20 protein-coding genes and 1 riboswitch are annotated in these 20637 nt (G+C 67.5%); of the genes, 14 read left to right on the forward strand and 6 right to left on the reverse strand.

What is annotated here, in order from left to right; all coding sequences use genetic code 11:
• The first annotated feature begins 14 nt into the window (after positions 1–14).
• The 8 genes from LCI23_RS10540 (at position 15) to cysM (ending at position 7760) form a co-directional block, all read left to right on the forward strand.
• Positions 15–320: an integration host factor subunit beta gene (locus LCI23_RS10540; protein ID WP_027864826.1), complete on the forward strand. Its 306-nt coding sequence runs from the start codon at positions 15–17 to the stop codon at positions 318–320.
• A 138-nt stretch (positions 321–458) separates the two neighbouring features.
• On the forward strand, positions 459–764 hold the full coding sequence (locus LCI23_RS10545; protein ID WP_224946413.1) for a lipopolysaccharide assembly LapA domain-containing protein: 306 nt from the start codon (positions 459–461) through the stop codon (positions 762–764).
• A gap of 30 nt (positions 765–794) precedes the next feature.
• On the forward strand, positions 795–1970 hold the full coding sequence (lapB, locus tag LCI23_RS10550; RefSeq protein ID WP_224946414.1) for a lipopolysaccharide assembly protein LapB: 1176 nt from the start codon (positions 795–797) through the stop codon (positions 1968–1970).
• A gap of 13 nt (positions 1971–1983) precedes the next feature.
• The gene (rfaE1, locus tag LCI23_RS10555) at positions 1984–2961 is read left to right on the forward strand and encodes a D-glycero-beta-D-manno-heptose-7-phosphate kinase (protein ID WP_224946415.1); all 978 of its coding nucleotides are present in this window, start codon (positions 1984–1986) and stop codon (positions 2959–2961) included.
• Between the two features lie 101 nt (positions 2962–3062).
• A complete protein-coding gene (locus LCI23_RS10560; protein ID WP_224946416.1) occupies positions 3063–3425 on the forward strand; it encodes a helix-hairpin-helix domain-containing protein in 363 nt (120 codons plus the stop codon).
• Between the two features lie 225 nt (positions 3426–3650).
• Entirely contained in the window at positions 3651–5279 is a 1629-nt protein-coding gene (locus tag LCI23_RS10565; RefSeq protein WP_224946417.1) for a methyl-accepting chemotaxis protein, read from the forward strand.
• A 96-nt stretch (positions 5280–5375) separates the two neighbouring features.
• A complete protein-coding gene (locus LCI23_RS10570) occupies positions 5376–6758 on the forward strand; it encodes a M20/M25/M40 family metallo-hydrolase (RefSeq protein WP_224946418.1) in 1383 nt (460 codons plus the stop codon).
• Positions 6759–6857: 99 nt separating this feature from the next.
• Complete coding sequence (cysM, locus tag LCI23_RS10575) at positions 6858–7760, forward strand: cysteine synthase CysM (protein WP_224946419.1); 903 nt, start codon at positions 6858–6860, stop codon at positions 7758–7760.
• A gap of 152 nt (positions 7761–7912) precedes the next feature.
• On the opposite strand, the gene LCI23_RS10580 is transcribed toward cysM, so the two are convergent.
• The 5 genes from LCI23_RS10580 to LCI23_RS10600 form a co-directional block, all read right to left on the reverse strand.
• On the reverse strand, positions 7913–8248 hold the full coding sequence (locus tag LCI23_RS10580) for a hypothetical protein (protein ID WP_224946420.1): 336 nt from the start codon (positions 8246–8248) through the stop codon (positions 7913–7915).
• Positions 8249–8700: 452 nt separating this feature from the next.
• The gene (gene mltB / locus LCI23_RS10585; RefSeq protein WP_224946421.1) at positions 8701–9888 is read right to left on the reverse strand and encodes a lytic murein transglycosylase B; all 1188 of its coding nucleotides are present in this window, start codon (positions 9886–9888) and stop codon (positions 8701–8703) included.
• Positions 9885–11906, reverse strand: coding sequence for a DUF3488 and transglutaminase-like domain-containing protein (locus LCI23_RS10590; RefSeq protein ID WP_224946422.1), 2022 nt, complete (start codon positions 11904–11906; stop codon positions 9885–9887). The genes mltB and LCI23_RS10590 overlap by 4 nt, the downstream gene beginning before the upstream one ends.
• Positions 11903–12901: a DUF58 domain-containing protein gene (locus tag LCI23_RS10595; RefSeq protein ID WP_224946423.1), complete on the reverse strand. Its 999-nt coding sequence runs from the start codon at positions 12899–12901 to the stop codon at positions 11903–11905. The genes LCI23_RS10590 and LCI23_RS10595 overlap by 4 nt, the downstream gene beginning before the upstream one ends.
• A 30-nt stretch (positions 12902–12931) precedes the next feature.
• Entirely contained in the window at positions 12932–13852 is a 921-nt protein-coding gene (locus tag LCI23_RS10600; RefSeq protein WP_224946424.1) for a MoxR family ATPase, read from the reverse strand.
• Between the two features lie 152 nt (positions 13853–14004).
• Between LCI23_RS10600 and LCI23_RS10605 the strand changes: the two genes are divergently transcribed.
• Positions 14005–14934: a histone deacetylase family protein gene (locus LCI23_RS10605; protein ID WP_224946425.1), complete on the forward strand. Its 930-nt coding sequence runs from the start codon at positions 14005–14007 to the stop codon at positions 14932–14934.
• Positions 14935–14944: 10 nt separating this feature from the next.
• On the opposite strand, the gene LCI23_RS10610 is transcribed toward LCI23_RS10605, so the two are convergent.
• A complete protein-coding gene (locus LCI23_RS10610) occupies positions 14945–15142 on the reverse strand; it encodes a hypothetical protein (RefSeq protein ID WP_224946426.1) in 198 nt (65 codons plus the stop codon).
• A 90-nt stretch (positions 15143–15232) separates the two neighbouring features.
• On the opposite strand from LCI23_RS10610, the gene ylqF reads away from it, so the two are divergent.
• The 5 genes from ylqF to LCI23_RS10635 all read left to right on the forward strand — a co-directional run bounded on the left by ylqF (position 15233) and on the right by LCI23_RS10635 (position 20627).
• Entirely contained in the window at positions 15233–16180 is a 948-nt protein-coding gene (ylqF, locus tag LCI23_RS10615; RefSeq protein ID WP_224946427.1) for a ribosome biogenesis GTPase YlqF, read from the forward strand.
• A 49-nt stretch (positions 16181–16229) separates the two neighbouring features.
• Positions 16230–16467, forward strand: a riboswitch (cobalamin riboswitch).
• Positions 16468–16550: 83 nt separating this feature from the next.
• Entirely contained in the window at positions 16551–18524 is a 1974-nt protein-coding gene (locus LCI23_RS10620; RefSeq protein ID WP_224946428.1) for a TonB-dependent receptor, read from the forward strand.
• Complete coding sequence (locus LCI23_RS10625; RefSeq protein WP_224946429.1) at positions 18524–19429, forward strand: cobalamin-binding protein; 906 nt, start codon at positions 18524–18526, stop codon at positions 19427–19429. Before LCI23_RS10620 ends, LCI23_RS10625 begins: the two co-directional genes overlap by 1 nt.
• A gap of 173 nt (positions 19430–19602) precedes the next feature.
• On the forward strand, positions 19603–20265 hold the full coding sequence (locus tag LCI23_RS10630; protein ID WP_224946430.1) for a thiol:disulfide interchange protein DsbA/DsbL: 663 nt from the start codon (positions 19603–19605) through the stop codon (positions 20263–20265).
• Positions 20262–20627, forward strand: a complete 366-nt coding sequence (locus tag LCI23_RS10635; protein ID WP_224946431.1) for a hypothetical protein — start codon at positions 20262–20264, stop codon at positions 20625–20627. Before LCI23_RS10630 ends, LCI23_RS10635 begins: the two co-directional genes overlap by 4 nt.
• The last annotated feature ends 10 nt before the right edge of the window (positions 20628–20637 follow it).

The following is a 20637-nucleotide window of genomic DNA, read 5'->3' on the forward strand; positions in this document are numbered from 1 at the left end:
CTGGGAGCTAGCAGATGACCAAGTCCGAGCTGATCAACCGCCTGGCTGAGCGCTATTCTCAGCTGGTGGCGAAAGATGCCGAGTTTGCCGTCAAGACCATTCTCGATGCGATGACCAACGCCCTGGCGACCGGGCAGCGCATCGAGATCCGCGGTTTCGGCAGCTTTGCGCTGAACAGCCGGCCTCCACGCATCGGCCGCAACCCGAAGTCCGGCGACAAGGTGATGGTGCCCGAAAAACGGGTGCCGCACTTCAAGCCGGGCAAGCAGTTACGCGAGCGCGTGGACGCGATGGTCGGGCAACCGATCATCGAAGACTGAATCGTCTGCCAGTCTCCAGGCTAGAACGGCGTCCTTCGGGACGCCGTTTTTTATTGCTGGCTTTTGAAATATCATGGCGGATATGCGACACTGCGCCTTTGCGCACCCATTTGCCTATCCTTACAGCGGGCACTGCTGATGAAATTTGTTTCCACCATTGCTGGCATCATCCTGTTTGTCCTGTTCTTCGGTTTCGCCCTGAAGAACACCCAGGAAGTCGACCTGCATTTCTTCCTCAACTACGAGCTGCGCGGCCCGCTCGTGCTGATGCTGCTGGCCTTCTTCGTGGCCGGCGCGGCGCTGGGCATCCTGGCCCTGACGCCGACCGTGTTCCGCCAGCGCCGCCAGAGCTCGCAGCACAAGAACACCATCCAGGCCCTGCAGAGCGCCGCCGGCACCGGCACCGTGCAGCCGCAGCCGGATGCCGTGAACCCGGCGCGCTAGCGCGTCCGCGCCAACTCAGAACAAGAACACATGGAATTCGAACTCTGGATGCTGCTTGGCATCCCCGTCATCTTCGGCCTGGGCTGGATCGCCGCCCGCGTCGACATCAACGCCGTCGTCTCCGAATCGCGCAGCCTGCCGCGCGGCTACTTCAAGGGCCTGAACCACCTGCTCAACGACCAGCCGGACAAGGCCATCGATTCCTTCATCGAGATCGTCAAGCTCGATCCGGAATCGGCCGACATGCACTTCGCACTCGGCAACCTGTTCCGCCGCCGCGGCGAGATCGAACGCGCCATCCGCGTCCACCAGAACCTGCTGGCGCGCCCCGACCTGCCGGGCGAGCAGAAGGCCCATGCCGAGTACGAACTGGGCATGGACTACCTGAAGGCCGGCCTGCTCGACCGCGCCGAGGAAACCTTCAACCTGCTGGTCGGCACCCCGTTCGAGGTGCAGGCGCGGCGCGCGCTGCTGGAAATCTACCAGCGCGAAAAGGAGTGGCGCCGCGCGATCGATGTCGCTAGTGGCCTGCAGGAATCCGGCGCCGGCGCGCGCCAGAAGGAAATCGCCCAGTTCTATTGCGAGCTGGCCCAGGATGCCCTGGTGCACCTGCAGCCGAGCGATGCCATGGTCCTGCTGGACAAGGCCCTGCTGGCCGACCGCTCCAGCGTGCGCGCCACCATCCTGATCGGCGACGCCCAGCTGGCCCAGGGCGATACCGAGGCCGCGCTGGCGACCTGGCGCCGCGTCGAGCACCAGAGCGTGCCGCACGTGGCCCTGGTGGCGGGGCGCCTGATGGACGGCTACCGCAAGGTGGGCAGGCCGCAGGAAGGCGTGAACCTGTTGCGCTCCTACCTGCTTGAAGCCTCGTCGATCGACCTGATCGAAGTGGTGTTCAAGGCCGTGATCGAACTCGACGGCGTGGACGCGGCGAAGCAGCTGGTGGTCGAGGAACTGCGCCGCAATCCGACCCTGCTTGGCCTGGATAAATTGCTCGAAGCGCACCTGATGGACGCCCGTACCGAAGTCTGGGAAGAGCTGTCGATGGTGAAGAACCTGGTGCAGCGTTATACCCAGAAGCTGGCGCGCTACCAGTGCAGCCACTGCGGCTTCAAGGCGCGCCAGTTCTACTGGCAGTGCCCGGGCTGCAGCCGCTGGGAGACCTACCCGCCGCGCCGCACCGAAGAACTCAATGTGATGAACTGACGCAGCAAAGTTTATGACGAACCCGATCCCGAGCCGCCTGCTGGCGGCAGACAGCTTCCGCCGGCAGGCGGCCCCCGAACTTTCCAGCGTGCGCCTGCTCGTGGTGGGCGACGTCATGCTCGACCGTTACTGGTTCGGCGAGGTCTCGCGCATCTCGCCGGAAGCGCCGGTGCCGGTGGTGCGCATCGAGCGCCGCGAAGAGCGCCTGGGCGGCGCCGCCAACGTGGCGCGCAATGCCGCGGCGCTGGGCGCCCATACCGGCCTGCTGGGCGTGAGCGGACAGGACGAGGCGGGCGACGAAGTCGAGAAGCTGCTGGCCGACAGCGGCATCCACAGCTACCTCAAGCGCGACGAGGCGATCTCGACCATCATCAAGCTGCGCGTCATCGGACGCCAGCAGCAGATGGTGCGCATCGACTTCGAGGATGCGCCCACCGAGACCGTGCTGGTCGAGAAGCTCGACCAGTTCCGCACCCTGCTGCCCAGCTACGACGTGGTGATCCTGTCCGACTACAACAAGGGCGCCCTGGCCAACGTGGCCGAGATGGTGAAGGAGGCGCGCGCGGCTGGCAAGACCGTGCTGGTCGATCCCAAGGGCGATGACTTCTCTCCCTACCGCGGTGCCAGCATCCTGACCCCGAACCGCTCGGAATTGCAGCGCGTGGTCGGCGCCTGGAAGACCGAGGAACAATTGACCGAAAAGGCGCAGCGCCTGCGCGCCGAGCTGGGCCTGGACGCCCTGCTCCTGACCCGGTCGGAAGAGGGCATGAGCCTGTACAGCGCCGACGAAGTGCTGCACGTGCATGCCGACGCGCGCGAAGTATTCGACGTCTCCGGCGCCGGCGACACCGTCATCGCCACCCTGGCCGCGATGCTGGGCGCGGGCGCGTCGCTGGCCGAGGCGCTGGCCACAGCCAACCGTGCTGGCGGTATCGTGGTCGGCAAGCTGGGTACGGCCACCGTAACCCGCGACGAGCTGTTCCCGGCTTGAGCGCGATCAGGCCGGGGCCGTCAACCCTGACCGGACAGCCCCGTTAGGGCGTGGATGGGTGGCGCCGCCGCCCATCGCCACAACCTACGGAGATCGAGAACATGATGAAGAAACTGGTATTCGCTGTTGCCGCGCTGCTCGCCTCAAGCGGGTTCGCCTTCGCCCAGGTCGACGTCAACAAGGCCGACGCAGCCGCGCTGGACAGCGTCAAGGGCGTGGGCCCGAGCATGTCGAAGTCCATCCTCGACGAACGCGCCAAGGGCGAGTTCAAGGACTGGGCCGACTTCCGGCAGCGCGTCAAGGGCGTGGGCGACAAGAAGGCGCTCAAGCTGTCCGAGGCTGGCTTGGTGGTCAACGGCAAGCCGATGGAGGGCGCGGCGGCCGGGCCGGCCGGCGCGAAGGCGGAAAAGACCTCCGCCAGGGCGCCCGGCAAGGACAAGCCGGCCGAGCAGAAGGCGATGTAGCAGCAGGAACCCGCGGCAACGCGGGTTTTTTTTGTCAATTTTCCAGGCTATCAAGCCGCTGGCATGGACTGCCCGGGAATTGTCCCGCATTTATACCCGATTCAATTGACGAATCTGAGTGGATTGAAAAAGGCGCGTGCTATATTCCTTTCCCCTCGGAAACACTCCTTGCTTTCCTTGCTTTCCTTGCTTTCCTTGCAGCCTTCTACGCGGATCGAGCCTCTCATGAACAAGAAGTCCCTCACCATCGGTGCACGCCTGGCAATCGGCTATGGCGCCGTGTTCTTCCTGATGATCGCTCTCACGGCCCTTGCCATCAGTCGCGTCGGTGACATCGAGCGTATCCTGAAGCACATCAACGACGTCAACAACGTCAAGCAGCGCTACGCGATCAATTTCCGCGGCAGCGTGCACGACCGTGCCATCGCCCTGCGTGACGTGGTGTTGTCCACCGATCCGGCTGCCGCCGCCGTACCGGTGCGGCTGATCGCCGACCTGGACGAGAACTATGCGCGCTCGGCCGGACCGATGGACCGGCTGTTCAGCGAGCTGGCCGACAGTTCCGCTGCCGAAAAGGACGCGCTGGCCGTGATCAAGGCGCAGGAGCGCCGCACCAAGCCCCTGATCGAGCGCGTGATCGCGCTGCAGGCGGCCGGCCAGGCAGAGGAGGCCAGGAGCCTGCTGGCCCGGGAAGCGGCGCCGGCCTTCGTCGACTGGCTCGCCAGCATCAACGTCTTCATCGACATGCAGGAGAAAATGAACAACGACGAAGCGGCCGGTGCGCGCACCATGGCCTCGGGCTTCTTCGGCTGGATGACCTTGCTGTGCCTGGGCGCGATCGCGGCCGGCGCGCTAGGAGCCTGGATCATCACGCGCGGCCTGCTGCGCCAGCTCGGCGGCCAGCCCGACTATGCCGCCTCGATCGTCAAGGCGATCGCCGCGGGCGACCTCGGCGTGAAGATCGAGACCGCCGCGGGCGACAGCCGGAGCCTGCTGTACGCCATGCAGGGCATGCGCGACAGCCTGGTCGCCATCGTCGGCCAGGTGCGCCACGGCACCCTGAACATGGCCAGCGTCTCGACCGAGATCGCGGACGGCAACCGCGACCTGTCGCAGCGTACCGTGCGCCAGGCGGACACGCTGGAAGCGACCACCGCGTCGGTGGCCCAGCTCAGCGCCACCGTGCGCCAGAACGCCGACAATGCCAGCCAGGCCAATGCGCTGGCGGAATCGGCTTCCGAAGTCGCGCTGCGCGGCGGCGCCGTCGTGTCCCAGGTGGTGCAGACCATGGCCTCGATCAACGACTCCTCGAAGCAGATCGTCGACATCATCGGCGTCATCGACGGCATCGCGTTCCAGACCAATATCCTGGCCCTGAACGCGGCCGTGGAAGCGGCGCGCGCCGGAGAGCAGGGACGCGGCTTCGCGGTGGTGGCGACCGAGGTGCGCAGCCTGGCCCAGCGCTCGGCCGCGGCGGCCAGGGAGATCAAGGGCCTGATCGGCAGCTCGGTCGAGCGGGTCGACGCGGGCGCGCGCCTGGTCGACGAAGCCGGCAGCACCATGAACGACATCGTCGCCTCGGTGCGCCGCGTCACCGATATCATGGCCGAGATCACGCGCGCCAGCGCCGAGCAGAGCGCCGGCATCGGCCAGGTGCATGCCGCGATCGGCCAGATGGACGAGGCGACGCGCCAGAACGCGGCCATGGTGCAGCAGGCAACGGCGGCCGCGGCGGCGCTGGAAGACGAGGCCGAGCGGCTGGCGCAGGTGGTCAGCGTGTTCCGGCTCGATGCCGCGCATGACCCGGTGACCGGCGCCGGGCGTGCCGCTCCACTGGCGATCGCCGCAGGCTGACGCGCCCATGCGGCGCATGCATGTATTGACTGACATGGCGCAATCCGCATGAGAAGATGTGCGTGACGTTTCGCTCCCATCACTAGAAAGGTATCCATGCCTCACGCCCGCATTTCTTCCTCCCTGCTGGCCGCACTGTTCGCCATGACTGCCGGCGCAGCAGGCGCCGCACCGGCCGGCCCGGCGGCGCCGGACCTCAAGCGCCACCAGCCCCAGATCGACAGGATCCTCGCCGAGATCTCGCCCAAGCGGATCGAGGCGTACGTTAACAAGCTGGTGAGCTTCGGCACCCGCCACACGATGTCCGAAACGGAATCGGACACGCGCGGCATCGGCGCCGCGCGGCGCTGGATCAAGGCCGAGATGGAGCGCTGCGGCGCCGGCACCCCACTGCAGGTGGCCTTCGACAGCCACGTGGCGCCGGTGTCGGCGCGCATTTCGCGCCCGACCGAGATCGTCAACGTGGTGGCGACCCTGCCGGGCACCCAGGAAGCGTCGAAGGACCGCCTGTACGTGGTCAGCGGCCATTACGACTCGCGCGTCAGCGACGTGATGAACTACACCGCCGATGCGCCAGGCGCCAACGACGACGCCTCGGGCACCGCCGCCGTGATGGAACTGGCCTGCGTCATGGCCAGGCACAAGTTCGACGCCACCCTGGTGTTCATGACCGTGGCGGCCGAAGAGCAGGGCCTGCTGGGCGCGCGCCACTGGGCCGAACAGGCGCGCAAGAACCAGCTGAACGTGGCCGGCATGTTCACCAACGACATCATTGGCAGCTCGCGCGCCGACAATGGCAAGGTGGACAACAAGCAGGTGCGCCTGTTTTCGCAGAGCATCCCGGCCACCAGGGAAATGAGCGAGGCCGTGCGCCAGCTGGTGGCCACCGGCGGCGACAGCGATTCGCTGTCGCGCCAGCTGGCCCGCCACACCAAGGAGATGGGCGAGCGCTACGTGAAGGGCTTCAAGGTGTCGGTGATCCATCGCGCCGACCGCTACCTGCGCGGCGGCGACCACATGCCCTTCCTGGAGCAGGGCTACGCCGCGCTGCGCTTCACCGAGCCGGCCGAGGACTTCGCGCACCAGCACCAGGACCTGCGCACCGAGAACGGCAAGGTGTACGGCGACCTGGCCGAGTTCAACGACTACGATTACATCGCCAGGGTGACCCGGGTGAACGCCGCGGCGCTGGCCTCGCTGGCGCTGGCACCAGGCGCGCCGCAGAACGTCAGGCTGCGCACCGACCGGCTGACCAACGATTCGACCCTGGTATGGCAGGCGAACGCCGAGCCGGACCTGGCCGGCTACCGCGTGGTCTGGCGCGACACCACCGCCAGCGACTGGCAAGGCGCGAAGTGGGTTGGCAAGGTGCAGGAGGCCACGATCGACCTGTCGAAGGACAACGTGTTCTTCGGCGTGCAGGCGGTGGACCGGGACGGCAACGTCAGCGTTGCCAGCTATCCGCTGCCGCAGCGCTGAGCCTTGCGCGATGCCGGGACCGGCGGACCGGTCCCGGCAAATACGCCTCCTTGCAGACCGGATTAGAATAGCGGTTTAGGAATCGCGAGAAAGCAAGGAATGGCTTACAAGACCATCGAAGACACGATCGGCAACACCCCGCTGGTGCAACTGGTGCGCCTGCCCGGCGCCGAGGCCGCGGCGCGCAACAACATCATCCTCGGCAAGCTCGAAGGCAACAACCCGGCCGGCTCCGTGAAGGACCGCGCCGCCATGGCCATGCTGCGCGGCGCCGAGGCGCGCGGCCAGATCAAGCCGGGCGATACCCTGATCGAAGCTACCAGCGGCAATACCGGGATCGCGCTGGCGATGGCGGCCGCCATCCGCGGCTACAAGATGGTGCTTTTAATGCCGGACAACCTCTCGGTCGAGCGCCGCCAGAGCATGGCCGCCTATGGCGCGCGCATCGTGCTGACTCCGAAATCGGGCGGCATGGAGTATGCGCGCGACCTGGCCGAGCAGATGCAGAAGAATGGCGAAGGCCTGATCCTCGACCAGTTCGGCAACCAGGACAATCCGCGCGCCCACTACGAGAGCACGGGCCCGGAAATCTGGCGCGATACCGAAGGCCGGGTCACCCACTTCGTCAGCGCCATGGGCACCACCGGCACCATCATGGGCGTGTCGCGCTACTTGAAGGAACAGAACGAGGCGATCCGCATCATCGGCGCCCAGCCGGAGGAAGGCTCCTCGATCCCCGGCATCCGCAAGTGGCCGGAAGCCTACCTGCCCAGGATCTACGACAAGGCGCGCGTGGACCAGGTCGAGCCGGTCAGCCAGGCCGCGGCCGAGCAGATGGCGCGCCGCATGGCGGCCGAGGAAGGCATCTTCTGCGGCATTTCGGCGGCCGGCGCCTGCGAAGTCGCGCTGCGCATCGCGCAGACGGTGGAAAATGCCACCATCGTGTTCGTCGTCTGCGACCGTGGCGACCGCTACCTGTCGACGGGCGTGTTCCCGGCCTGAGGCCAGGCAAGACACCATAAAAAAGCCATCCTGACGGATGGCTTTTGTTTTTCTGCAAGCTAGCGCAAGCGCGGCAAAGGCGGCAAGGGCGGCGGGGTACCCGCAGCCTGCGCATCGGCGGCAGCCAGGCATGGGGCGCAAGGCCCCGCGGATCACGCCTCTTTTGGGGCGGCGCCTTCTTTTGGCTTGAACTGCTTGTCGCTGATGCGGAACTTGGCGCGGCGGTCGCCCATGAGGTAGCGCAGGTCGCGGATCGACAGGTCGCTCACTTCATGCATGCGGATCAGCAGCGATGCGCCGACCGGCAGGCGGTGATGGCGGATCTTGGAGATCACGGGCGGCGCCACTTCCAGTGCGCGCGACAGGGCCGCGTCGTTCTTCAGGCGCAGGTTCTCGATCAGGGTGTCGAGCAGGCGATTCGGGTTGTACTGCAGGAGTTCATCGGACTCCGCATCGCTGTTCATATCAATCCCGACTTGGTTTGTCATGATTCAAATTCCTATTTTTGGATGTGGACGGAGCCCCATGCGGCGCTCGGCTCCAGGCTTCGGTGTTTCGACATTTTCTATTCAATTGTACAACTAATTTCTAATCTGATACTCAGTAGCAATAACAATCAGAAGACGCTCATCAGTATTGTTGTCTTATCGCAACAATAGCCGCAATGCAATTCTCTCACAAAGTCACTGAAATAATAATTGTTTTTTGGTTAAGCATGAGTGTATCGCCACACCGGGTTGAATGCCGCACGGTATGGAAAAAGCTATAGAAAAAAGCAAGAAATGCGGGGGTATGGCGCCCAGCGAGGTGTTTCTACAGAGAATCTGTCCAAAAGGAGGATATACCCCAGGGGAGTATCAGGGCTGCCGCTCCGGCAAAACAGCAAGAAGCAGTAGGAAACCCGTTACAAATCGATACAAAGTTTCCCAGCGGGCAATGCTTAACCAGCGCGCGCGGTACGCACCGCCCGACCTAGTTCTACCACCGACATGGCATAAAAATAACTTCGATTGTACTTTGTGATGGCAAAAAAGTTATCGTTTACCACCCAGTACTCGGTAGGGTCGGCGCCGTTCTGCAGGTCGACCACGCCATACAGGCCTTGCGGCGGCAGCGCTTCGGCGCTCTCCACGCCTGCCGTGCGCAGCTCTTCCGGCGTCAGCGTGGCCGCCAGGCCGCGCTCGAGCAGGGGTTCCCAGGCGCGGCTCGGCGAGACCTCGGCCGGGTACACCGGGCTGCCCTTGTGTTCCGGGTTCCAGCCATGCTTGACCAGGAAATTGGCCACGCTGCCGATCGCATCCTCGGCCGAGTTGCGCAGGTCGAGCTGGCCATCCTGGTCGAAGTCCACGCCATAGTTGAGGATACTGCCGGGCATGAACTGGGGCATGCCGATCGCGCCCGCGAACGAGCCCAGCAGTGAGAATGGATCGACCCCATGCTCGCGCGCGAACAGCAGGGTATTTGCCAGTTCGCTGCGGAAGAAGGCCATGCGGCCGGCGCGGTTCGGCGCTTCCGGATAGGCGAAAGCGAGCGTGGCCAGGGTGTCCAGCACGCGGAACTTGCCGGTATCGCGGCCATAGATGGTTTCCACGCCGATGATGCCGACGATGACTTCGGCCGGCACGCCATACGCGGCCTCGGCGCGCTCGAGGGCCTGGGCATGTTCATCCCAGAAGCGCACGCCGGCCGCGATCCGGATCGGTTCGATGAAGCGGGTGCGGTAGACCTGCCAGTTCTTCGGCTTGCCCGGCGGCGCCGGCTTGACCAGCTGCACCGCCGAATCGATGAAGCGGGCCTGGCCGAACAGCGTCTCCAGCGCGGTGCGCTCGAAGCCGTGGCGGCTGCCCATCTCGTCGATGAAGGCGCGTACCGCTTCCCATTCGAGGAAATTATGGTGTTCGCCATCGTAGTCGATCCTGGTGGCGGCCTTCACGGCCTTGCCGGATGTGGCGGCGCGCTTGCCGGAGGCCCTGGCCTTTTTTCCGGCGGCCTTGGCCTTGGCGGCCTTGGCTGGCTTGGAGGCCTTGCCTGACACGCTGCGGGCAGGCGTTTCCTTTGCGGCGGCGGCCTGCCCGGTGGGGGCAAGGGCCAGTGCCAGCGCGGCAAACAGGGGAAGGATAGCTTTCATCTTACTTGCGACAATAGACTCTTCAGGACGGCGGCCAGTTGCCGGTCGCGCCGGAGCGGCGGGCCGGGCTGGGAAGGCGCATAGCGCCAAGCGCTGTAGCGGCGCAGGAACTCGGTGGCGGCGGCAAGCGCGGACGGCGCCAGCTGCCGGGTGGCTGCGATCCGGGCCGCGTAGGCGCTGGGCCCTTCGTCCGCTGCGCGTGCCAGACCAGGCGCGAGCTGGGCCAGGCGCTTGCACAGCGACGAGTATACCGCCTCAACCGGATTCATTTCCCGGCGAAGATACAAAATCCTGATTACAAGCAACACCGCGCCTGCCGTCATGACCAGCACGGCAATGGGCCAGCCGGCCAGCTGGGCGCCAAGCGCCTGCAGGAAGCCGCGCTGGCGTTCTGGCGTGTAGTTCAGCACCCACTGGTTCCAGCCGTTGTTGACGGCGCCGAGTGCATGGCGCAGGCGCCCGAGCAGGGCGTTGCCGCCGCCGTCGAACAGGGACAGGCCGCGCAGTGCGTCGATGCCGAAGGGCGCCGGCGGCGGCACGGCGGCGGCCAGGTTGCGGTGCACCCGTTCCGGCGCCACCGCGGCGGTGGGATCGACCCGTACCCAGCCGCGCCCGCGCAGCCACACCTCGGCCCAGGCGTGGGCGTCGGACTGGCGCACCGTGAAGTAGCCGTCGAGCGGATTGGACTCGCCGCCCTGGTAGCCGGTGACCACGCGCGCCGGGATGCCGGCCGCGCGCATCAGGAACACGAAGGCGCCGGAATAGTGTTCGCAGAAGCCGGCCCGGGTCCCGTACAGGAATTCGTCGACCGAATGGCGCCCGAGCAGCGGCGGCTCCAGCGTATAGCTGAAGGGCTGCTCGCGGAACTGGCGCAATACCGCCTCCACCCGGCGCGCCGGCTCCGCTTCGCGGCGCAGCGCCAGGCCGGCCGCCAGCGCCCGCGGGTTGTAGCCGTAGGGGAGCAGCAGCCACTGGTTCGGGTCCTCCAGCGCCTCCTGTCCATCGAGCGCATAGTCCGGATAGGACTGCATCGCATAGCGCACCCGCTGCGCCAGCGGACGCTCGGTGCTCAGTTCGAGCTGGTGCGAGGCGCGCACGCGGTAGCCCGCCAGCTGCGGCATGCGGCCCGGCATCTCGAGCGTGAACAGCCAGCGCGCGTCGGACGGCTCCTGCGTGATCTCGTAGCGCAGGGCCTGGCCGCGCACGCTGAGCGAGGTGCCGGAGCGGGCGGCGATCGAGCCGCCGCGGGTCCAGGCGGTGCCGTCGAAGGCGTCGAGCACCAGGCCGCGCCAGTACAGCTGCTCGCGCGCCGGCGCGGCCTCCCCGTCAAGAAAGCGCACCCGGAACGCCGGCTCGCCCGACATCGCCAGGTTCGACAGCTGCCCCGGCGCCATGCGCTCGGACAGGCCCGACCTGCCGCCGCCACCGCCGCCGCCCGGCATGCCCCACAGGGGCCCGCCCAGGCGCGGGAACACGAAGAACAGCAGCACCGCGATCGGCGCCGCCAGCAGCAGCATGCGCGCGCCCAGCGCCAGGCGCGCGCGCAGCGGCGGCACCTTGCCGGTGAAGCCGAAGGAAATCTGGGTGGTGAGCAGGGCCAGCACCGCGGCCACCATCAGCAGCGCGCTGCCGATTCCCTGCGCATAGAAGAAGTTGCTCAGCACCAGGAAGAAGCACAGGAAGATCACCACGTACAGGTCGCGCCGGGCGTGCATCTCGAGCATCTTGAAGGCCACCAGCAGCACCAGCATGGCGACCCCGGCGTCGCGCCCGAGCAGGGTCTGGTAGCTGAACTGCACGCCCACCATCGCCGCCACCGCCACCGGCAGCAGCAGCAGCGCCGGCGGCATGCGCCGGCCGCGCAGCGTGACCACGGCGCGCCAGGCCAGCGTGGCCGCGCACAGCAGCGTGACCCAGGGCGGCAGGTGGGCCGCGTGCGGCGCCAGCACCATTACCACGCTGCCCAGCAGCAGCAGGGTATCGGCCTTGTCGCGCGGCAGCGAACGCAGGATACTCATGCCGGCTCCGCGCTGCCGTACAGGGCCAGCGCGCGCAGGCAGGCGGCCTGGTGGGCGGCGCCGTGGCCGGCCTCGTAGTGCACGGCGCCCAGGCGGAAGGCGTAGGGCAGGGCGCGCTGCTCGGCATCCAGTACCCAGCGCGTCATGCGCGACAGGCGCAGCTCGAGGTCGAGCCCGGGCGGCAGCCGGGCGAAGTCGAGCACCAGTTCGTCGCCCGCGCCGCCCTCGAAATGCTTGGTGACGAGCTGGCCGCCGAGGCTTGGGGCGAGGCGCGCAATCTGGCGCCAGGCCAGCTGGCGCGGCGAGTCGCCGGCCTGGTAGCTGCGCACGCCGGCGAAGTCGTCCTGGCCGGCCACGCGTCCGTTGGCGCCGGCCTGGGCATCGGCCTGCAGCGGCAGCGGCGGCCCGCCTTCTTCCGGACGCGGATAGACCAGGGCCCGCGCCGCCGGCCGCCAGTAGCTCCAGGCGCGGAACAGCCCGAGCGGGAAGCGGGTGGACAGCACCACCCGTTCCGGCTGCAGCCAGCCGCGTGCCGTGCTGGGCACGCCCAGCAGCACCGCGGCGCTGCCCTCGGCGCCGATGTCGGTCACGTGGCGCGGCTCGGCGGCGCCGGCGAAATCGACCCAGACCGCGTAGCGCGCCAGCTTGCCGCGGTTGGCGATGTGCAGTTCGAACTGGGCCTCCTGGCCCGCGAACACGCTCGGCGTGCGGCCCTGCTGCAGGGCCAGGTGGGCCAGGTTGCGGTAGGTGAAGACCATGTCCACCAGCGCGCAGGACAGCGCCAGGAAGCTCAGCGCGAAGCCCAGGCCCAGCGTGTAGTTGATCGAGCCGATCAGGAGCACCAGCACCAGCAGGGCGAAGCCGAGGCCGGCGCGGGTGGGCAGGATGAACACGCGGCGCTGGCTCAGCACCACTTCGCCCGCATCGAGCGCGCCGTGGCGCGGCAGCCAGTTGCCGGTCGTGCGCCGCAACCAGGCGCGCAGGCTGCCCCGCATGGCTCCCTGTGCCCGCGCCGTGCCCGCCATCTAGACCGGTACCGCTTTCTGCAGCTGCAGCACGAGGTCGCGGCTGGCCAGCGCCTGGCCGTGCGCGGCCTTCAAGGGACGCAGGCGGTGCGCGCAGACTGGCACCAGCAGCGCCTGGATGTCTTCCGGGATCACGTGGTCACGCCCCTCGAGCGCGGCCCAGGCGCGCCCCGCCTGCAGCAGCGCGATCGCGGCGCGCGGCGACAGGCCTTCGGCGAACAGGCCGTTCTGGCGCGAGGCCTGGGCCAGCGCCTGCACGTAGGTGATCAATGCCGGCGACGCGTGGATGTCCTTCAGCGCGCGCTGGGCCTGGGCCAGCTGCTCCGGCTGCATTGCCGGCGCCAGCTGGCGCAGCATCGCGCGCCGGTCCTCGCCCATCAGGAGGGCACGTTCGGCCGCGGCGTCCGGATAGCCCAGCGACAGGCACATCAGGAAGCGGTCGAGCTGGGATTCCGGCAGCGGGAAGGTGCCGACCTGGTTGGCCGGGTTCTGGGTTGCGATCACGAAGAAGGGTTCGGGCAGGGCGCGGGTGACGCCGTCGGCGCTGACCTGGCGCTCCTCCATCGCTTCGAGCAGGCCGGACTGGGTCTTGGGCGTGGCGCGGTTGATCTCGTCGGCCAGCAGCACCTGGGTGAAGATCGGGCCCGGGTGGAACACGAAGCCGTTTGTCTCGCGTTCGTACACCGAGATGCCGGCCACGTCGGCCGGCAGCAGGTCGCTGGTGAACTGGACCCGGTTGAACTTCAGCCCGAGCGAGATCGCCAGCGCGTGGGCCAGCGTGGTCTTGCCGACCCCGGGCAGGTCCTCGAGCAGCAGGTGGCCGCCCGCCAGCAGGCAGGTCAGGGCCAGGCGTACCTGCTGGTCCTTGCCTACCACGACCTGGCTGACCTGGCGCGCGACGGCATGCAGTTGATTGAACATGGTTGGGTTCCGGTAAACTGTTCGGTGCGAAGGCGGGGTCCCATGGTAGATTAGCGCCATTGGCAACCTTCATACTCCGTCGGCAACAAGCCTTTGGGTCGATTCTATGCGAGAACGGCAGCAAAGGTGCGCTATGGATGAGCATTCGCAAGATGAGTACAGCAATCTACAGCCACCCCGACTGCCTGAAGCACGAGATGGGCGACTGGCACCCCGAGGCGCCGGACCGCCTGCGCGCGATCGAGGACCAGCTGATCCTGGCGCGCCTGGACGGCCTGATCGAGCAGCGCAGCGCCCCGCTGGCCGAGACGGCCGCCGTGCTGCGCAACCACACGCCCGGCGCGCTGGCGCTGGTGCGCGACAACGTGCCAGCGGCCGGCGACTACTATCCGCTCGACGGCGACACCATCCTGTGCCACGACAGCTACCAGGCAGCGCTGCGCGCGGCCGGGGCCGCGGTGGCCGCCACCGACGCCGTCATCGCGGGCGAACTGGACAACGCGTTCTGCGCCGTGCGCCCGCCCGGCCACCACGCGACCCCCACGTCGCCGATGGGCTTCTGCCTGTTCAACAATGTCGCCATCGCGGCGCGCCACGCGCTGGAAGTGCATGGACTGGAGCGGGTGGCGATCGTCGACTTCGACGTTCACAACGGTAATGGCACCGTGGATGCCTTCCGCCACGATCCGCGGGTATTGATGGCCGGGCTGTTCCAGCATCCCTTCTATCCCTACTGCGACCCGGAACCGGTCAGCGCCACCAACGTCAACATGCCGGTGCCCGCGCTCGCCGACGGCGACACGGTGCGCAAGCTGGTGCAGGACTACTGGCTGCCGGCCATGCACGCACACCGGCCGCAGATGATCTTCGTGTCGGCCGGCTTCGACGGCCACCGCGAGGACGACATGGGCGGCATCGGGCTGGTCGAAAGCGACTATGCCTGGATCACGCGCCAGCTGATGGAGGTGGCGCGCCAGCACGCGCGCGGACGCATCGTCAGCTGCCTGGAGGGCGGCTATGCGCTATCGGCGCTGGGCCGCAGCGTGGTGGCGCACCTGAAGGCGCTGGCCGAGCTCGAATGAGGAGTAGAGCCTAGCCCTGCAGCAGCGGAAAGCGCCCGATGAAGCAGGCGGCCAGGACCATGCCGCACAAGGCGCCGAACACGCACCAGCGCGCCAGCGCGCGTTTCGGGGGAAGGTGAACGGCGATTCGCATGGTGGCGCTCCAGGTCGCGGCAATGCACAAGTGCGCCAGTGTGCGCCGCTGCGCCAGCCAGATGTTGCTGAGCATCAATGAATTCCTCCTTGCCGCCTGTGGTTGTTTACGGTGTCCGCGCTCGGCGTAAAATAGCGGCCTGACTGAAGACGAAGAAAGCACAGCATGTCGATACAATGGTTCCCGGGGCACATGAATGCGGCCAAGAAGGAAGCCGCCGAGCAGATGGAGAACACCGACCTGGTGATCGAAGTGCTCGACGCCCGCCTGCCCGAGGCGAGCTGCAACCCGATGGTGGAGGAGCTGCGCAAGTTCCGCCAGCGTCCCTGCCTGAAAATCCTGAACAAGACCGACCTGGCCGACCCGGCCGCCACCGCGGCCTGGAAGGCGTATTACGAAGCCCAGCAGGGCGTGACCGCCTATCCGATGTCGACCAAGCACCCGGCCGACGTGGCGCGCATCCCCGCGCTCTGCCAGTCGCTGGCGCCGCACCGCGGGGTGCCGACCAAGCCACTGCGCATCATGATCATGGGCATTCCGAACGTCGGCAAGTCGACCCTGATGAATGCCCTGCTCAAGAAGCGGGTGGCCAAGGTGGGCGACGAGCCGGCCGTGACCAAGATCCAGCAGAAGCTCTATCTCGGCAAGCACACGGTGCTGGTCGATACCCCGGGCATGCTGTGGCCGAAGATCGCGATGGCGGGCGACGGCATGATGCTGGCCGCCAGCCATGCGGTCGGCTCGAATGCGCTGATCGAGGAGGAGGTGGCGGAGTTCCTGGCCAACCTGCTGCTCGACCGCTATCCGCAGCTGCTGACGGCGCGCTATGGCTTCAAGACCGAGGGCCTGGACGGCATCGCGGTCATCGAGCAGGTGGCGCAGCGGCGCGGCTTCCGCGTGCGCGGCGGCGAATTCGACTACGAAAAGGCGGCCCACGTGCTGCTGCACGACTACCGCACCGGCGCCCTCGGCCGGATCAGCCTGGAGACGCCGGAAACCCGGGCCGCGGCCCTCATCCAGCATGCGGCCGAGATGGCGGAAAAGGCCCGTATCGCCGAGGAAAAGGCGGCATTGAAGGCGGAAGAGGCGATGCGCGGCAAGCGCGGCACCTGAGGCCACCGAGGCAGCCGCGGCCTGCCCGGCGCAAGGCCGGCTTGTCAGGTTATAATCGCCCCGTTCTGGTGCCCGCGCACGCGATCAGCGTGCGCAGTTAAACGGGAAACACGAGGCAAAGGCGCATCGCGCCGGCGCCGAGGTGTGCTGCCCCCGCAACGGTCAACAAGCGCCGCATCCACCCTGGATGCGGCAGGCTGTCCCGAACACCACTGTGCGTCGTGCATAGGAAGGTGGGACAGTCGGTCTTGCAAGCCCGGATACCGGCCAGGACAGGTGGAAGCAGCGGCGCGCTCCTGGCAGCCGCGGTTTCCGTTGAACTCCGGTGTGCGGGGACGCAGGCCGGTGCCATTACCGAGAACCTCCTACAATGAAATCTGCTGTCGTTTCACGCAGCGCGCCGGCGTTCAAGCCGCTCGCGCTTGCTTGCGCCCTGTCGCTGTCCGTCCTTGCCGCCGATGCCCTGGCGCAGGAAATCCTTCCCCCGATCGTCGTCACTGGCGCGCGCTTCCCGGCGCAGGCCGCGGCCGCTCCGATCGGCGCCACCGTCATCACCGCCGAGGAGATCCGCCGCGCCGGCGCCACCGACGTCAATGCCGCGATCCGCAAGGTCGGCGGCGTCTATGGCCGCCAGAGCCTGGACGGATCGCCCGACTTCGCGCTCGACCTGCGCGGCTTCGGTTCGAACAGCCCCCAGAACCTGGTGATCCTGGTCGACGGCGTGCGCCTCAACGAGAACGAACTGGCCAATGCCGTCCTGTCGAGCATTCCGGTGGACACGGTCGAGCGCATCGAGATCGTGCGCGGCGCCGGCAGCGTCTTGTGGGGCGAAGGCGCCACCGGCGGCGTGATCAACATCATCACGCGCCGCGGCACCCAGGGTGGCACCCACGGTTCGCTGTTCGCCGAGGGCGGCCGCCATGATTCCCACGACCTGCGCGCCTCGCTCGGCCATGGCGCCGGCCCGCTGTCCTTCGACCTGGCCCTGGCCGACCGCGGCACCGACAACTACCGCGACAACAACGCGTTCAAGCAGAAGAGCGCGAGCGGCGGCGTCCAGTACCGCCATGGCGCCGGCCGTGCCGGCCTGCGCTTCGAGCATGCGGAGCAGGATGCGCGCTTCCCCGGCTCGCTCAATGAAGCGCAATTCCTGGCCAATCCGCGCCAGACCCTGACGCCGGACGATGTCGGCAACCTCGACACCGACCGCGTCAGCGCCTTCGTCGAGCACCGCATCGGCCAGGTCGAGCTGGCCGCCGAACTGTCGCGCCGCGAGCGCGAGGTCGGCGCCAGCTACTTCTACACCGGCGGCGTCACGCGGGTGGCGTACGACGCCAGCCAGACCCAGTTTTCTCCACGCGCGCGCCACACGGCGCTCATCGGCGACAAGCGCAACGAACTGGTGGCCGGCATCGACCTGGTGCGCTGGAAGCGCCAGACCAGGTCCGACTTCTCGCTCGGCGACGCCGCGCAGGACGCGCAGGCGGTCTACCTGCGCAACGAACTGCTGTGGAATGCCGCGCACCAGGCGCGCCTGGCCTTTGGTGGCCGCCACGAACGCTTCACCAAGGACTATTCCGACCCGCTGGCCTATCCACCGGTGGTGAACGAGCATCGCAGGCAGTCGGTCAATGCCTGGTCGCTCGAAGGCAGCATCGACCCGATGCCGCAGCTGACCGTGTTCGCGAAACTGGGGCGCAGCTACCGGATCGCCAACGTCGACGAGAACAGCCTGCGCGGCGCACCGGACGTGCTGGCGCCGCAGGTCTCGCGCGACCTCGAGCTGGGCGTGACCGCCGGTTCGGCCGCGCGCCAGCTGACGGCGCGCGTGTTCCGCCACCGCCTGAGCGACGAGATCTTCTACGATCCGACCATCGGCTGGGGCGCCAACACCAACCTCGACCCGACCCGCCGCCAGGGCTTCGAGCTGGAAGGGCAGCAGGCGCTGACCGCGGCGCTGCGCCTGAGTGCCAAGTGGCAGCGGGTGGGCGCCGAATTCACCGGCGGCGCGAACGCCGGCCGCGAGATGGTGCTGGTGCCGGAGAACGTGGTCACGCTGCGCGCCGCCTGGACGCCCGCCGGCGGCCACAGCGCCGACATCGGCGCCCAGTGGGTCGATAGCCAGCGCTACGGCAGCGATTTCGCCAACGACTGCGGTGCGCGGATTCCGTCCTACGCCACCTTCGACGCCCGTTACGCCTACCGCGTGGGAGGCTGGGAAGCCGCCGTCACCGCGCTCAACCTGGCCGACCGCCAGTACTACAGCAACGCCTTCGGCTGCCGTTCGGGGATCTACCCGAGCGATGGCCGTCAGCTGAAGCTGTCGCTGCGCTACGACTTCTGATGCGCGCGTCCCGACTCCTCGCCGCCGCGTTGCTGGCCGGCCTGGCCGGCAGCGCGGCCGGGGCCGCGGTGACCGTGGTGGACGATGCCGGCCGCCGCGTCACCGTGGCGCAGCCGGCGCGGCGCGTGATCTCGATGGCGCCGCACGCCACCGAACTGCTGTTCGCGGCCGGGGGCGGCGCGCGGGTCGTCGGGGCGATGAACTACAGCGACTTCCCGGCCGCGGCCAGGAAGATCCCGCTCATCGGCAGCAATAGCGTGATCGACATGGAACGGGTGCTGGCCCTGAAGCCCGACCTGGTCGTGGTCTGGCATACCGGGAACACGGCGCGCCAGATCGCCCAGATCGAGGCGCTGGGGGTGCCAGTGTTCCACAGCGAGCCACGCCGCATCGCCCAGGTGGCCGACAACATCGAGCGGCTCGGCCGGCTGCTGGGCACCGGGCCGGTGGCGGCCCCGGCCGCGGCGGCGCTGCGCGCGCGCCTGGCCGCGCTGCAGGCGCGCTATGCCGGACGCCCGCCGGTGACGGTGTTCTACCAGGTCTGGGACCAGCCGCTGTACACCCTCAACGATGCCCAGATCGCCAGCGATGCGATCCGCGTCTGTGGCGGGCGCAACGTGTTCGGCGCGCTCAAGGCGGTGGCACCCCAGGTCGGCATCGAGGCGGTGCTGGCGGCCGACCCGGAAGCGATCCTGGCCGACAAGCGCTACGACCCGGGCGATCCCGGCCTGGGTCTGTGGCAGGCCTATCCGGGCATGACGGCGGTGAAGCGCGCCAACCTCCTGACCGTGGACGGGGAACTGCTCTCGCGTCCTGGCCCGCGTACGATGGACGGCGCGGCGCGCCTGTGCGAGGCGCTGGAAGAGGTGCGGCGGCGCCGGCCGCGCCAGGGCGGGAGCGAATGATCCGCATTGGTGCTGCCGCGATTCTATGTCTTGGTTCGCGCGCGCCATGTCACCGCATGCATCGCCCCTGTTAATTCCGTAAGCAAATGCAAAATTCCCTGCCTCACCACGAAGGCGGCGCGAAAAAGTGGTAATCTCGCGGCGTTTGCTTACTCTATTCTGGAAGGATATCCATGCGTTCCCTGCGTTTTGCCCTCATCGCCGCCACCATGGTCGCCAGTACCGCCTTCGCATCGCCTACCGATCCGAAGAACGGCGTCGACTACCAGACCCTGAGTGCGCCGCAGCCGGTACAGGCAGCGGGCAAGAAGGTCGAGGTCATCGAATTCTTCGCCTACCATTGCCCGGCCTGCAATGCGCTCGAGCCGAGCCTGAACCAGTGGGTCAGGAAGCAGGGCGACAACATCGTGATGCGCCGCGTGCACCTGCCGTTCCAGGGCAATGCCGATCCGGAAGCGCACCTGTTCCTGACGCTCGAAGCGATGGGCAAGCTGGAGCAGTACCATTCGCGCGTGTTCCAGGCCGTGCACGGGCAGCGCCAGCGCCTGATGAAGGATGACCAGATCATCGAGTGGGCGGTCAAGAATGGCCTGGACCGCGCCAAGTTCATGGAAACCTGGAACTCGTTCGGCGTGACCACCAAGCTGCGCCGCCTCGGCCAGCTGGCCAACAACTACAAGGTCAGCAGCACTCCGACCATCATCATCGACGGCAAGTACGTGGTGTCGCCTTCCCAGGTGGGCACCGCCAACAAGCTGCAGGACATGGGCCAGGCAATCCAGGCCACCACCCAGGTGATGGATGCGCTCGTCAAGAAGGCGGCCGCCACCAAATGAGCAAGGACGTCGAGCGCGAAGTCCTCAAGATGTACGACAGGTCCCGTCCCAACGAGGACGACCTGTTCGAGACCAGCCGCGTGAACCACATCGCGTGGTCGCTCGCGGTCTTCTGCGCGGGACTCGCCATCTGGCTCGGCATTGCCCTCGTCAATGCCGAGAACCAGCGCTACGCCCTGCTGACGAACCAGTGCCCCGATCCGCTGTTCAAGGGCGCCATCGACAAGGCCTGCCTGGTGACCGTGCACTCGCGCGAACACTGGTGGGAACACTTATGGTACGCGGCCACCCACGTGCGCCCCGAATCCGAGCCGGTGGAGCGCTATCCCGCCAGGCGCCAGGCGCCAGCCGCCGCACGCTAGGGCAGGGCCG

This window comes from Massilia sp. MS-15 (assembly GCF_020176695.1).
Classification (GTDB): domain Bacteria; phylum Pseudomonadota; class Gammaproteobacteria; order Burkholderiales; family Burkholderiaceae_D; genus Telluria; species Telluria hydrophila.